General features: G+C 66.1%; 11 protein-coding genes. 5 read left to right on the top strand and 6 right to left on the bottom strand.

All coding sequences use genetic code 11. The features are described from left to right. Nucleotides 1–94: 94 nt before the first annotated feature. Complete coding sequence (locus BLU29_RS03050) at nt 95–856, bottom strand: hypothetical protein (protein ID WP_091055103.1); 762 nt, start codon at nt 854–856, stop codon at nt 95–97. Nucleotides 857–913: 57 nt separating this feature from the next. On the opposite strand from BLU29_RS03050, the gene BLU29_RS03045 reads away from it, so the two are divergent. Then, nucleotides 914–2452 (top strand): M20/M25/M40 family metallo-hydrolase, encoded by a 1539-nt coding sequence (locus BLU29_RS03045; protein WP_197677754.1) that lies wholly within the window; start codon nt 914–916, stop codon nt 2450–2452. 82 nt (nt 2453–2534) lie between these two features. Here the strand turns inward: BLU29_RS03045 and recQ are convergent, their stop codons facing one another. The 3 genes from recQ to BLU29_RS03030 form a co-directional block, all read right to left on the bottom strand. Next, nucleotides 2535–4364, bottom strand: a complete 1830-nt coding sequence (gene recQ, locus BLU29_RS03040) for a DNA helicase RecQ (RefSeq protein WP_091060861.1) — start codon at nt 4362–4364, stop codon at nt 2535–2537. A 65-nt stretch (nt 4365–4429) separates the two neighbouring features. After that, a complete protein-coding gene (locus BLU29_RS03035; protein WP_091055102.1) occupies nt 4430–5611 on the bottom strand; it encodes a crosslink repair DNA glycosylase YcaQ family protein in 1182 nt (393 codons plus the stop codon). Nucleotides 5612–5758: 147 nt separating this feature from the next. Then, on the bottom strand, nt 5759–6577 hold the full coding sequence (locus BLU29_RS03030) for a hypothetical protein (protein ID WP_157693580.1): 819 nt from the start codon (nt 6575–6577) through the stop codon (nt 5759–5761). A 90-nt stretch (nt 6578–6667) separates the two neighbouring features. On the opposite strand from BLU29_RS03030, the gene BLU29_RS03025 reads away from it, so the two are divergent. From BLU29_RS03025 to BLU29_RS03010, 4 genes are all read left to right on the top strand, one after another. Beyond that, entirely contained in the window at nt 6668–6973 is a 306-nt protein-coding gene (locus BLU29_RS03025; protein WP_091055100.1) for a hypothetical protein, read from the top strand. 169 nt (nt 6974–7142) lie between these two features. Continuing rightward, nucleotides 7143–8606: a PhoH family protein gene (locus BLU29_RS03020; protein ID WP_231962297.1), complete on the top strand. Its 1464-nt coding sequence runs from the start codon at nt 7143–7145 to the stop codon at nt 8604–8606. A 126-nt stretch (nt 8607–8732) separates the two neighbouring features. Then, a complete protein-coding gene (locus tag BLU29_RS03015) occupies nt 8733–9200 on the top strand; it encodes a hypothetical protein (RefSeq protein WP_091055098.1) in 468 nt (155 codons plus the stop codon). Beyond that, nucleotides 9190–11508: a GAF domain-containing protein gene (locus tag BLU29_RS03010; RefSeq protein WP_091055097.1), complete on the top strand. Its 2319-nt coding sequence runs from the start codon at nt 9190–9192 to the stop codon at nt 11506–11508. Before BLU29_RS03015 ends, BLU29_RS03010 begins: the two co-directional genes overlap by 11 nt. A gap of 72 nt (nt 11509–11580) precedes the next feature. Here BLU29_RS03010 and BLU29_RS03005 read toward each other — a convergent pair whose 3' ends face one another. Both BLU29_RS03005 and BLU29_RS03000 read right to left on the bottom strand, forming a co-directional pair. Beyond that, nucleotides 11581–12210 carry a DUF6580 family putative transport protein gene (locus BLU29_RS03005; protein WP_091055096.1) on the bottom strand — a complete coding sequence of 210 codons (630 nt, stop codon included), beginning with the start codon at nt 12208–12210 and terminating at the stop codon, nt 11581–11583. A 170-nt stretch (nt 12211–12380) separates the two neighbouring features. Continuing rightward, on the bottom strand, nt 12381–12914 hold the full coding sequence (locus BLU29_RS03000; protein ID WP_091055095.1) for a cob(I)yrinic acid a,c-diamide adenosyltransferase: 534 nt from the start codon (nt 12912–12914) through the stop codon (nt 12381–12383). Between the last annotated feature and the right edge of the window lie 202 nt (nt 12915–13116).

Here is a 13116-nt window from a genome sequence, read left to right as displayed (position 1 = left end):
CCCTCAAGCGCCCTTTGAAGGGCCGTTGAGGGCAACGGCCCCTACCAAATTGGGTCCGGCGACAAGCGCCGACCCTACATTGGATCTCAGTCCATCAAGCGCCGCGCGCGCGGTTCAAATCACCGAGGTGCGTCAGCAGGGCCTCATCGTCGAGGTCGGCCGGCCAGTCGTAGGCGGCGGCCACGGCGGCGTTGAGCGTTGCCGCGTCGGCGCCGCGCGCGGCTTTGGCCACGGCGTGGCGGTGCTCCTCCTGCGCGGCGGTGAGCGCGCTCAGCCCGCGGCCGGGTGGCCAGGGGAACGGGTAGGAACTGACGGCCAGCACCGGCGTGCGGCGCGAGTGAAACTGGCGCCACCAGACCGCGAAGGGTCGCGCCGCGAGAATGCCGTGCGCGAAGTCGTCGTCGCGCGCCACGGCGATGAGGGTGTCGTCGGGAACGACGGCGGAATCGAACCAGGTCCACGCCGGCGGCTCGGCGCCGATCGGGGTGGCGAGGAAGCGTTCGCGCCGGGCGAGGGTGGCGCGCAGGCGTTCGTCGGCGTGCGGGTTCACCCACCAGCGATCGCGGGTGGGGCGCATGGCGCGGAACAGGTGGTGGAAGGGGTGCTCGTAGAGCGAGGCCTCGCGTTCGCCCATGTGCGCCGGGAAATCGACCAGCCAGTGGATCGCCGGGCGGCGCGGATCGACCGCGGTGGCGAGCTGGCGCAGGACGTCGGCGTTGGGTTTGCCGTGCGGGTTGCGGGTGCCGAGCATCCGCTCCGCCATTTTCGCGGGAATCGAGGCGGTCAGGGCCACGCGTTCGCCGAGCAGCGCCAGCCCGGTGTTCTCGGGCAAAGGGCGCGGGGTGGGATGCGGCATGGGGAGTTACCCATTGCCTAAACCCCGGGGCAGGCCAAGCGTAGACGCACTTTCCCCATGAAGATCACACAGTTTTTCGTCCGCCTTGTGATGAGTGCCGGTTTTTCCGTGGCGGCCATCGCGAGCCCGGTGCAGGATGCGGTCCGAGCCTACCGCCAGGGTCACGAGCAGGAGCTGATGGCCGAATACCGCGAATTCGTCGCCCTGCCGGACGTCGACGCCGACCAGCCGAATGTCCGGCGCAACGCGGAGTTTCTCGCCGCCATGATGCGGCGCCGCGGGCTCGCCGCCGAGCTGCTGGAGGGGAAAACCTCGGCCACCAACCCCGCGGTCTTTGCCGAGGTCAAGGTGCCCGGTGCGACGCGCACGATCGTGTTTTATGCGCATTACGACGGCCAGCCGGTCAACCCGAAGGAGTGGGCGGAGGGCCTCGACCCGTGGAAGCCGGTTTTCCTCACCGCACCGCTGACCAAGGGCGGAAAGATCGTCACCGGCTGGAATCCCGGCGATGCCATCAACCCCGCCTGGCGTGTCAACGGCCGGGCCAGCGCCGACGACAAGGCTGGCGTCTTTGCCATCCTCAACGGCTATGACGCCTTGGTGAAGTCCGGCGGCCGGCCGACGGTGAACGTGAAATTTCTCTTCGAGGGGGAGGAGGAGGGCGGCTCCCCGCACCTCGGCGAAATCATGGAGCTGAACCGCGCCAAGCTGCAGAGCGACCTGTGGATCATCTGCGACGGATCGCGGCACGTCTCGGGCCGCAAGCTGGTGGTCTTCGGCGTGCGCGGCGACGTGAACCTGAACCTCACCGCCTACGGCGCGAAGCGCCCGCTGCACAGCGGCAACTTCGGCAACTTTGCGCCCAATCCCGCCATGCGACTGGTGTCGCTGCTCGCGAGCATGAAGGACGACCGCGGCAAGGTGCTCATCAAGGGCTTCTACGACGACTATGTGATGTTTTCCGAGTCGGAGCGCATTGCGATGAAGGAAGCGGCCTTCACCGACGCCGCCCTGCTGCAGGAACTCGGCCTCAAGGAACCCGAGGTGCCCGGGCGGTCGCTGCTCGAGGGCTTCGAGCTCCCGACGCTCAACATCAACGGCATCGCCAGCGCCAATGTCGGCCCGACGGCGACCAATGTCATTCCCGCCGTCGCCCGCGCCACGCTCGACCTGCGGCTCGTGCTCGGCATCGATTGGCGGCTCCAGGTGGAGCGCGTCAAGGCGCACATGGCGGTGCAGGGCTGGCACGTGATCGACCACGAGCCCACGGACGCGGAGCGGGCGCAGTTCACCAAGCTCATCCGGGTCGAGACCGCCGGCCAGGGCTACAACGCCCAGCGCACCCAGTTCAGCCTCCCGATCGCGCGGGACGTCATTGCCGCCGTGCAATCCACCACGACCGAGCCGGTCATGAAGCTGCCCACGGCCGGCGGCAGCCTGCCCCTCAGCGTGATCGTGGAGACGCTCGGGGTGAGCGTCATCACCGTGCCGGTGGGCAACTACGACAACAACCAGCACGCCGAGAACGAGAACATGCGCGTGGACTATCTTTGGAACGGCATGGAGACCTTTGCGGCGTTAATGACGATGCCCTAAAGGTGGAGCCCGACCTCCGGGCGGGCTTGGACGGGTTCGCCCCGAAAACCTGCCCGGAGGTCAGGTTCCACCCCAGGCATGCTCAATCGCTGAACGTGATGCGCGGATTGCTCTCGAGGAACGCGGCGATGGCCCCGGCGAAGATCGCGCCGAACTCGGCGCGCTTCTTCTCCCCGACGCCGGTGATGCCCTCCATGGCCTCGAGGCGGTCCGGGTATTCGCGGGCCATCTGGCGCAGGGTGGCGTCGCCGAAGACGACGTAGGCCGGCACCTTGCGTTCGTCAGCGAGCTGCTTGCGCAAGGCGCGCAGGCGCTCGAAGAGGATCTCGTCGCAAGCGATGTCACCCTCGCGGCGGGTGACCCGTTTCGCCTTCGGCAGGTCCATGGGCTTGGTGAGGGTGATGGATGTGCGGGAGCGCAGCACCTCCCGGCCCTCGGGCGTCAGTTCCAACGTGGCGAACTCCCCTTCGGCGACGGCGAGATAGCCGAGCCGCATCAGTTCGCGCCCGACCGCGGCCCAGGCGGGGCGGGGAAGTTCCTTGCCGATGCCATAGGTGCTCAGCCGGTCGTGACCCCAACGGCGGATCTTATCGGTGTCGGCGCCGGTGAGCACCTCGGTCAGGTGGTTCATGCCGACGCTGAAGTTGCCGTTCTGCGCGATGCGGTAGACACAGGAGAGGAACTTCTGCGCGACAACGGTGCCGTCGTAGGTGGCGCGCGGCTCGAGGCAGTTGTCGCAGGCGCCACAGTTGGCGGAGGGGAATTTCTCGCCGAAATATTCCAGCAGTTCGGCGCGCCGGCAGCCGGAGCTCTCGGCGTAATGCACGATTTGCCGCAACTGGGCACGGGCGACGGCCTGCTCGTGCTCGTCGGTGATCTCCTCGAGGAAGTGCGTCTGCTTGGCGATGTCGCCGGCGCTGAAGAGCAGCAGGCAGTCGCCCGGCAGGCCGTCGCGCCCGGCGCGGCCGGTCTCCTGGTAATAGCCCTCGATGTTTTTCGGCAGGTCGTGGTGGATGACCCAGCGGACGTTGGGCTTGTTGATGCCCATGCCGAAGGCGATGGTCGCGCAGATGATGCGGGTCTCGTCGCGGAGAAAGAGTTCCTGGTTGCGGGTGCGCTCGGCGGCGTTGAGGCCGGCGTGATAGGGCCGGGCGGAGAAGCCGCGGCCGGCGAGGGACTCGGCCACGCGCTCGGCGGTGGCGCGGCTGGCGCAGTAGATGATGCCGCTCTCGGTCTCGCGGGCGCGGACGAAATCGATGATCTGTTTCGCCGGCTGGTCCTTGGGGATGACGCGGTAGGAGAGGTTGGGGCGGTTGAAGCTGGCAACGAAGGTCGCTCCGTCGCGCAGCTGCAGCTGCTTGATGATATCGGCGCGAACGCGGTCCGTCGCAGTGGCGGTCAACGCCATGACGGGAACGCCGGGCAGCAGGGCGCGGAGCTTGGCGATCTGGCGGTATTCGGGGCGGAAATCGTGGCCCCACTCGGAGATGCAGTGCGCCTCGTCGATGGCGAGGGCGGTGACGTTCCACGCCTTGAGGTTGGCGGCCCAGTTGTCGAGCATCAGCCGCTCGGGGGCGACGTAGAGCAGGCGCCACTCGCCGCGGTGCAGGCCGCTCAGGCGCGAGCGGGCCTCGTCGGCGTCGAGGGTGGAATTCAGGTAGGTGGCGGCGACGCCGGCGGCCTGGAGCTGGTCCACCTGGTCCTTCATCAGGGCGATGAGCGGCGAGACGACGACGGTGAGGCCGGGTCGCAGCAGGGCCGGCAGCTGGAAACAGAGCGACTTGCCACCGCCGGTGGGCAGCAGGGCGAAGACGTCCTTGTCGGCCAGAGCGGCCTCGATGATCTCGCGCTGCAGCGGCCGGAAGGCGCCGTAGCCGAAGGTGGTCTTGAGGGTGAGCAGCAGGTCGTCCATCGAAAGAGCAGTGTGGATGGGCGAGCGAAGCGCCGCCAGCAAGCCCGCAGCCTGCAAAAAGGTCATTACTTGAGCCCGAGCCAGCGGGCGAGGGCGCGGACGGCGTCGGTCACCTTGTGACCGCGACGCACCGAGCGGGAGACGATCCGGAGTTTTTTCTTCTCCCGATCGGCTTTCGGGTCGACGTGGCCCACGAGTTCAGTGCCGGCCAGAATCGGCAGCGCGTAGTAACCCCGCTTGCGCTTGGCCGGCGGGACATAGACCTCCCACGTGTAATCAAAACCCCAGAGGCCGGACGTGACCCGGCGGTCGTAGATGAGCGGGTCGAGCGGCGCGAGAAGGATAGGAAGGTGGAACCGGGCCTCCGGACCGGTTTTTCCGAGCGCCCGCAAAGCCAACCCGCCCGGCCTGTCGTCCGTAGCCTTGGCGGAGGATGAAGGCCGGGTTCCACCTTCGAGCAAAGGCAGATCGCTGCGCAGGCAATAGAGGGTCGGGCAGCCCTTGATCGCCAGCGGTTGGACGAGGTCGGCGACCAGCGCCAGCTCGGCGCGCTTGAGCGGGGTGAGCCGGCGCTGGCGGAGCTTGAGCAACGCCTCCCAGCGGGCGGTTTCCTTTTTCGACGGTTCGGGGAGGCGCAGGATTTTTGCGGGCAGGACCTTCCCGGGCAGGTCGTAGTAGCGCCGGTTATTTTCCCCGCGGCGGGCGATGAGCAGCTGGCCGTGGAAGAAGAGTTTTTGCAGCGTGGCCTTGGCCAGCGTGGCGCGGCCCCAGACGTGACGGGACCGGCCGGTATCGGCAAAATCCTCCGAGCTGAGGGGGCCGCGGGCGGCAATCTCGGCGAGCAAGCGGACCGTCAGCTCCTTCTGTTTCGGGGAAAGCCGGCCCGACCAGGCGCCCGAGGCATGCGTGCGATGGCGCATCGCCGCCAACAGGAAGGGCCACGCGTCGGGGGTGAGGGCCACGAGCGTGTGCTCGGTGGGCAGGTGGTGCTCGAAGGCGGTGCGGCGCGCGGCGGACAGCAGGGTGCCGTCACCGTGCAGGTGGCGCATCAGGCCGCCTTCCCGGTAATCGCGGACCCGGTTGCGCAGGATGAGGTCATGCATCCGGCCGGTGACATTGATCGGGTCGATCTGGATGTAGCCGTGGTGGGCGAGGGCGGTGGCGATGTCGGGTGCGGGAGCATCGAGCAGCACGGCGCGGCGCATGAACCGGCGGGCGGTTTCGGGGGAGAGGGGCAGCGGCGTCATGCGGAATGAATGTAGGGCGGGATCACCGTATCCCGCCTCGAATGCGAAATGATGTCCATACCGGAAGGCGGGACGCGGTGATCCCGCCCTACAATAATAAGGCCGCACCGGAAGGTGCGGCCTTGGAAAGCCCGGCGACCGTTCGCGTTACTTCTTGGGCGCGGCGGCCTGGATGTCGGCGAGGCGCTTATCGAGGGCGTTCATCTCGGTGACGAGGCGCTCCTCCATCTTCTTCCGGTCGGAGCTGTTCACGATGCTCAGGCTGGCGGCGTCGCGCACGACGTTGGCCGGCAGGGAGAGGAGGCGGGTCAGCAGGCCCTGGTCCTTGAAGCTGCTCAGGTAGAGGGCGGTGATCTCGTGGGAGAGCTTCATCGAGTCCTGGGCGACGGCCTGCGAGGAGAGCAGCTGGCTGTTGAGCTCCTGGTTGCGGGACATCTCAGCCGTGAGCGCGCCGCTGATCTGGTCCGAAATGCGCTGGCTGTAGCCGTTGATGGACTCACGGGTGAGGTTTTGGTCCTTGGACATCTCGGCCAGGATGGGGGAGATCTTCTCGGCGAGGCGGCTGCCGACCTTGTCCACCTGCTCGTTCTGGAGTTTCTCGGCTTCCTCGGGCGTCTTGGGGATGTTCGAGCCGTAGGGCATGACCTTCTTGGCGATGGCCTCGGCGAGCTGGTTGACTTTCTGCTCGTTCAACTTCGACACTTCCTCATCGGTCATGAAGACGTCGGCGGCGCGCTTGGAAATGGCATCCTTGAGCAGCTGGTTGACCGACTCGATGTGACGGCGGGTCTCCTCGGCGTTAGCCTTCATGTCAGCAGCTTGCTGTTCGCGAAGAGCGGCGATCTCGGTCTGCTGCTTGGCTGCCATCTCGGCGGCCATCTTCTGGTTGAACCAGAACGCGACGCCCAAGATCAGCGCAGCGGTGAGGATAATTGCGGGTAATTGGTCTTTAAGCTTTTGCCACATGGGTGTGTTAGGTTGGAGTGTGTGCGTGACAGCCATAGCAGGTGCGTGTTCAATTGCAATGCCGCCTTCGTTGTAAAAAACCGCCCGGAAATGAGCCTAAACCGCTACGAACAAGCCCTCTTTGACTACTGGGACAAACAGCCCGACGAACGTCGGCACTGGCAAGCCAAGGTGGTCGGGACCGCACGCCTTTCCGCCGCGCCCGGCGAGGCGGCGCGGACATTGGAGCGTGAACTTTGGGAGCATTTCACCGAACGCAGCCCGCATGTCCCGGCGTTGCGCGAGCTCAGTGCCGGCGGCTTGCGCCGGGTGAGCCTGCTCAACCTCGCCGAGCACCTGCTGCGACTATGGGGGCCGCCGCCCAAGCCGAAGAAGCCCGCCAGCCCGCCGGGCTGACGTCCGCGCCGTCACGTGGAATTTTCACAATTTTGCAATTACTGCATTTACAAACCGACCAAGAGGATGCATCTGTTATTCACAAGTTATCCACTCGATGGAAAACACCATAAGCTCGGTTCAAAATTCACCGCAGCATTACGTAGAGGTTAGAGTAAAAACCTACGTTTTGGATACGAACGTTCTGCTGCACGACCCCCAGTCGATCTACAAATTCGAGGACAACAACCTGGCGATTCCCGTCGAGGTTCTTGAGGAGCTCGATGCGATCAAGAGCGAGCAGTCCACGGAGCGTGGCCGGAATGCCCGCCGCGTGCACCGCATCCTGCAGGAGCTCCTGCCGGACTCGCGATCGATGCACGAGGGCGTCAAACTGCCCAGCGGGGGCACCCTCTCCGTCATCATCAACCGCTACCTGGTGGAGAACAACTGGTCGTCGCCGGCCATGCAGCGGCTGCGCGCCGTCCTCTCGGACTTCACCAAGAAGGACAACCGCATCATCGCGAGCGCCCTCTTCGTCCAGGAGACCAACCCGCCGCCGACCATCCTCGTCACCAAGGACGTCAATGTGCAGCTCAAGGCCCGCGCCGTCGGCCTCGAGGCCGAGGACTATCTGAACGACAAGGTGCCCGAGGCCACCGCCGACGACGACGGCTATCGGACAGTCTCGCTCGATGTCTACGAGATGCAGCGCTTCTGTTCCGAGGGCGAGTTCGAGCTGGCCGAGGAAGTCGCCGCACCGCTCTACCTCAACGAATACGTGCTGCTCATGACGCCCGAGGGCAAGACGATGCCCGGCCGGTATTATGGGAAAAACGTCGTGCGCCGCCTGCACCTGCCCGATTTCGTCAAGGCCCCCGGCGGCATCCCGATCCGGCCGCGCAATCTCGAACAACAGTTCTTCGTGGACGCGCTGATGGACGACAGCATCTCGCTCGTCACGTGCTTCGGCAAGGCCGGCACCGGCAAGACGCTCCTCTCCACCGCCTGCGCGCTCTTCCAGACCACGGACGAGAGTTCGCGCTACGACGGCCTGTCCATCTCCCGCCCGGTCATCGCGCTCGGCAAGGACATCGGCTTCCTTCCCGGCACGCTCGAGGAGAAAATGAAGCCCTGGCTGCAGCCCTACCATGACGCGCTCGAAGTGCTCATGCCCGCGAAGCCCCAGAAGGAGCCCCAGTTCGCGGCCAAGAAGATCTCCGGCAAGAAAAAGAAGAAGCGCGACGACGCCATGGCCATGATGTCCACGCCCCAGCCTTCCCATGGCGGCCACCACCACAGCGGCGCGCCGCTGGTGAAACCCTACGAACGCCTCATCAGCAGCGGCGTGGTCGAGATCGAGGCCTTGTGCTTCATCCGCGGCCGCTCGATCGCCCGGCGCTTCTTCATCCTCGACGAGGCGCAGCAGCTCACGCCCCACGAGGTGAAGACGGTCATCACCCGCATCTCCGAGAGCTCCAAGCTCGTGCTCATCGGCGACCCGGCGCAGATCGACAATCCCTACGTGGACTCACGCAGCAACGGCCTCGTCTACTGCCACAACCGCATGAAGGGCCTGGCCCTCGCCGCGCACGTGAAGCTGACGAAGGGCGAGCGCTCCAAGCTCGCCGAACTCGCCGCCGACCTGCTCTGAGGCCTTGCCCGGTAGGGCGAATCCTCTGGATGAGCCGCGGCTCGTCGGGGACGACTCGCCCTACCAGGGGATGCTCCGCTCATTCTCGGCTTGCCGCCCGCCCGCCGGGGCGGAAACTGGCCGCCTGTGGAAAAGGCGCTGCTCAACCCGCTGAAGGGCCTCGAGACCGAGGACCAGGCCGCCATGCTGCTCGCGCAGCGTGAGCTCCGGCAGTTGCGCGACACCATCCAGGCGCTGCGCACGGAGCTGGAGCACGTGCAGGCCTCGCGGGCCGACACCGTGCAGGCCGCCGTGACCAACGCCCAGGACGAGGCCCGCCAGCTGCGCACCACCGCGGCTTCCCTGCGCGACGAATTGCAGGCACTGGAAGTAGCCAAGCAGGAAGCCGTCCAAGCCGCCGTCGCCGCCGGCCATGACGAAGCCCGGCAGCTGCACGGCACCATCCAGCTTCTGCGCGACGAACTGGAGCGGCTGCGCCAGGAAAACACCGACCACCTCGAGAAACAGGCGCGGGCCCACCAGGACGAGCTGCGCCAGCTCCGCGGCACCGTCGCCGGACTGCGTGAACAATTGGAGAAGCACCATGACCGTTAAAGCCAAGGCCGCCGCCAAGGCCACCGGGTCGCGCGCGCCCACGGCGCCCCGCGAAAGCATCTCCGCCCTCCGCGGCCGGCTGCGCCGGACGGAAATGCTCATCAAGCTGTCGCAGCGCGTCGCCGTCATCGACAGCCTCGACGACCTGCTCGCCACGCTGGTCGAGATCATCGCCAACGAGACCAACGCCGAGCGCGGCACCCTGTTCCTCAACGACGCCGCCACGAACGAACTCTTCTCGCGCACCGCCCAGGGCACCTTCAACCGCGAGATCCGCCTGCTGAACAACTCCGGCGTCGCCGGCTCCGTCTTCCAGAGCGGCGAGGGGTTGATCATCCACGATCCCTACAAGGACAAGCGCTTCAACGACGAGATCGACCGCAAGACCGGCTTCGTCACCCAGTCCATCCTCTGCGCGCCGATCAAAACCGCCCGCGGCGAGATCATCGGCGTCGTCCAGACCCTGAACAAGCGCGAGGGCCGCTTCACCCCCGAGGATCTCGACCTGCTCGAGGCGATGGCCTCGCAGGCCTCCGTCGCGCTGCAGAGCTCGCAGTTCATCGAGGGGATGAAAAAGACCCGTCAGCAGGAGATGGAGTTTCTCGACCTCGTGGCCGACATCACCAGCTCGCTCGACCTGTCCGTGCTGCTGCGCCGCGTGATGAGCGAGGCCACCCGCATGCTGAAGGCCGACCGTTCCACGCTTTTCCTCAACAACGAGAAGACCGACGAACTCTGGTCCGAGGTGGGCGAGGGCCTCAACGCCGTGCAGATCAAGCTGCCGAACACCGCGGGCATCGCCGGCGCCGTGTTCCAGTCGGGCAAGACCATCAACATCCCGCACGCCTACGCCGACCTGCGCTTCAACCCGGCGTTCGACAAGAAGACCGGCTATTTCACCCGCTCCATCCTCTGCGTGCCGGTGGTGAACAAGAACGGCAAGTGCATCGGCGTCACCCAGGCCCTCAACAAGCGCGGCGGCCCCTTCACCGCGGAGGACGAGGCGCGCCTCAAGGCCTTCACCGCCCAGGTCTCCATCGCCCTCGAGAACGCCAAGCTCTTCGACGACGTGCAGAACATGCGGAACTACAACCAGTCCGTGCTCGAGAGCATGTCGAGCGGCGTCATCACGCTGGGCGAGGACGGCCGCATCCACACCTGCAACGCCGCCGGTTTCCGCATCTTCAAGGTGCGCGAGGCCGACGTGATCGGCAAACCCGCCGCCGAGTTCCTCACCGGCCCCAACGCCTGGGTGCTCGACCGCCTGAAGGCCCTCGACGCCAGCGGCGCGAAGGCCGACACGCTGATGGACGCGGCCATCGAGGTGCGCGGGGAGAAACTCAACGTCAACCTCACGCTCCAGCCGCTCATCAGCCTCAAGGGCAAGCGCCTCGGCTCGATGCTCATGCTCGAGGACATCTCCTCCGAGAAGCGCATGAAGTCCACCATGGCGCGCTACATGGACCCGGGCCTGGCCGACCAGCTGCTCGCCGCGGGCGGCGAGGCGCTCGGCGGGGCGAGCGTCGAGGCCACGATGCTCTTTTCCGACATCCGCGCGTTCACCACGCTCACCGAGGAGCTTGGGGCGCAAGGCACGGTCGCGCTGCTCAACGAATATTTCACGCTGATGGTGCAGTGCATCACCGACGAGGGCGGCATGCTCGACAAGTTCATCGGTGACGCGATGATGGCCGAGTTCGGCATCCCGGTGGCGCATGGGGACGATCCCGACCGGGCGATGCGCGCGGCCATCAAGATGATCACGGAACTGCGCTCGCTGAACCAGCGGCGCCAGGCCCGCGGCCAGAAGCCCATCCAGATGGGCGTCGGCCTCAACACCGACCACGTGATCTCCGGCAACATCGGCTCGCCGAAGCGCATGGATTACACGGTCATCGGCGACGGCGTGAATCTCGCCTCGCGGCTCGAGAGCGCGTGCAAGGAATATTCCGCGCAGATCCTCTGCTCCGAGTTCACCTACCGGAAGCTCAAGGGCACCTACCGCATGCGCGACATCGACCGGGTCATCGTCAAGGGCAAGACCGAGCCCATCGGCGTCTACGAGGTGCTGGATTTCCACACCGAGGAGACGTTCCCGCACATGCCGGAGGTCATCGGCCTGTTCCGTGGCGCGCTCGGCTACTACCGCAAGGGCGAGTTCGACCGGGCGATCAAGCAGTTCCAGGAAGCGCTCGCACTGCACCCCGGCGACAAGCTCAGCGCGACCTACATCGAGCGCTGTGAATACCTCAAAGTGCACCCGCCCGCGGACAAGTGGGAAGGCGTGTGGGTGATGAAGTCGAAGTAGGCGGACCTCCGGTAGGTGGAACCCGACCTCCGGGCGGGTTTTTCAAAGCGCGCCCGGAGGTCGCGCTCCACCTCAATCCTTCGCCTTCACCTCGGCCGGCTCGCCCTCGTCCTCCTTTTCCTTCTCCCCGTCCTCGCCATCGATCAGGTTGGGCTCCTTTGCGGTGTGGGCGATCCACTCCATGACGCCGGAGAAGAGGCCGGTGAACATCAGGTCGCCGAACAGGGTGTTCTTGAAGAAAAAGATCGTCGGCGGGTATTCCGGGTGACCGATCGTCAGCGCCTGCCACCAGCCGGCGAGGGTCTTGGCGTAGAAGGCATCGGTCGACCACGAGAGCGTGTTGGTGATGAGATAGAACAGCACGGCGCCGAGCAGCGAACCGTTCAGCAGCCAGAGCCAGGACTTGCGGCTCGAGACCCACGCGCCCAGGCCGAGGCCGAGAGTGTAGCAGACGATGCGGCCGACATAGCCGGTCCACTCCAGGTGGTAGCCGTATTCCCGGGCATAGAACCAATTGATGTAGAGATCGGTCAGGCAGAGACCGGCAAAGGGCAGGAACCAGAGCCGCTTGTCCCGGAAATAGACGGCGCCGCAGAAAGCGATGGCGGCGAACGGCGGGAAATTCGCCCAGGTCATGTCCAAGGTCGGCAGCAGGCGGTAGCCCAGCGCGAGCAGGATGAGGACGATGGCGGCGGTGCGCATGAGGTTACTTAAGACGGGCGGGGGTGGTGATGACAAGCGCGAGGTATGCTGTATGCGTCGACACACCCCGGCGCTGCGCACCACCTCTCTTCATAGAGGGGATTCAAGTCTATGCGGCCGCAGTCCCCTCCATGAAGAGGGGTGCCCAAGGGGCGGGGTGTGTAGGGGCGTCAACCCTCCGCTTCCCGGCCCATGAGCCAGAGCAGGTCGGACAACCGGTTCAGGTATTGCAGCAGCACCGGCCGCACGCTGCGGCCCTGCTTCGGCAAGCCGATCAACTGCCGCTCGGCGCGGCGGGCCGCGGTGCGGGCCAGGTCGAGCGCGGCGGCGTGCAGGTTGGCGCCGGGCGTGGCCCAGCCGTCGAATTTTGGCGAGCGGGCCTCGATGGCGGCCACGGCGGCGTCGATCCGGGCGAGGGCCGCGGCGTCGATCTTCGCGAATTTCGATTCGTCGTAGCGCGCGGCGTTGGCCTCGGCGCAGGCGACCTCGCCCATGAAGGCGACGAGTTCCTGCTGGATGCGCTCGAGCTCGGCCGGGCTGCCGCCGGCGGGGCGGGTGGCCTTGGCAAAGCCGAGCGCGGCGTTCAGTTCGTCGAGTGCGCCGACCGCCGCGATCTGCGGGTGGTCCTTGGGCACCCGCTGGCCGTAGAGCAGGGAAGTGGTGCCGTCGTCCCCCGTGCGGGTGGCGATGGAGCGGGGCGTCATGAGGGGAAAGTGAAAGTGAGTGTGAGCGGGTGGGAAGCTACGGTAAGGTGAAGGAATTGGTGATTTTGGCCACTCTCACTTTCACCATCGCTCTTCATTCTCTTTGGGTATGATACCCCGGAGCTTCAGCCTGCGCCGAGCCTTCCGCCGTCGCCAAGCCGATGGCGGACAGGACGGCTGACAGGTGCTTCGGCTTGGCTGG

The sequence above is a fragment of the Opitutus sp. GAS368 genome (genome assembly GCF_900104925.1).
GTDB lineage: Bacteria > Verrucomicrobiota > Verrucomicrobiia > Opitutales > Opitutaceae > Lacunisphaera.
The sequence above is the reverse complement of the archived record's forward strand: the minus strand, read 5'-3'. Positions and strand labels throughout refer to the sequence as shown.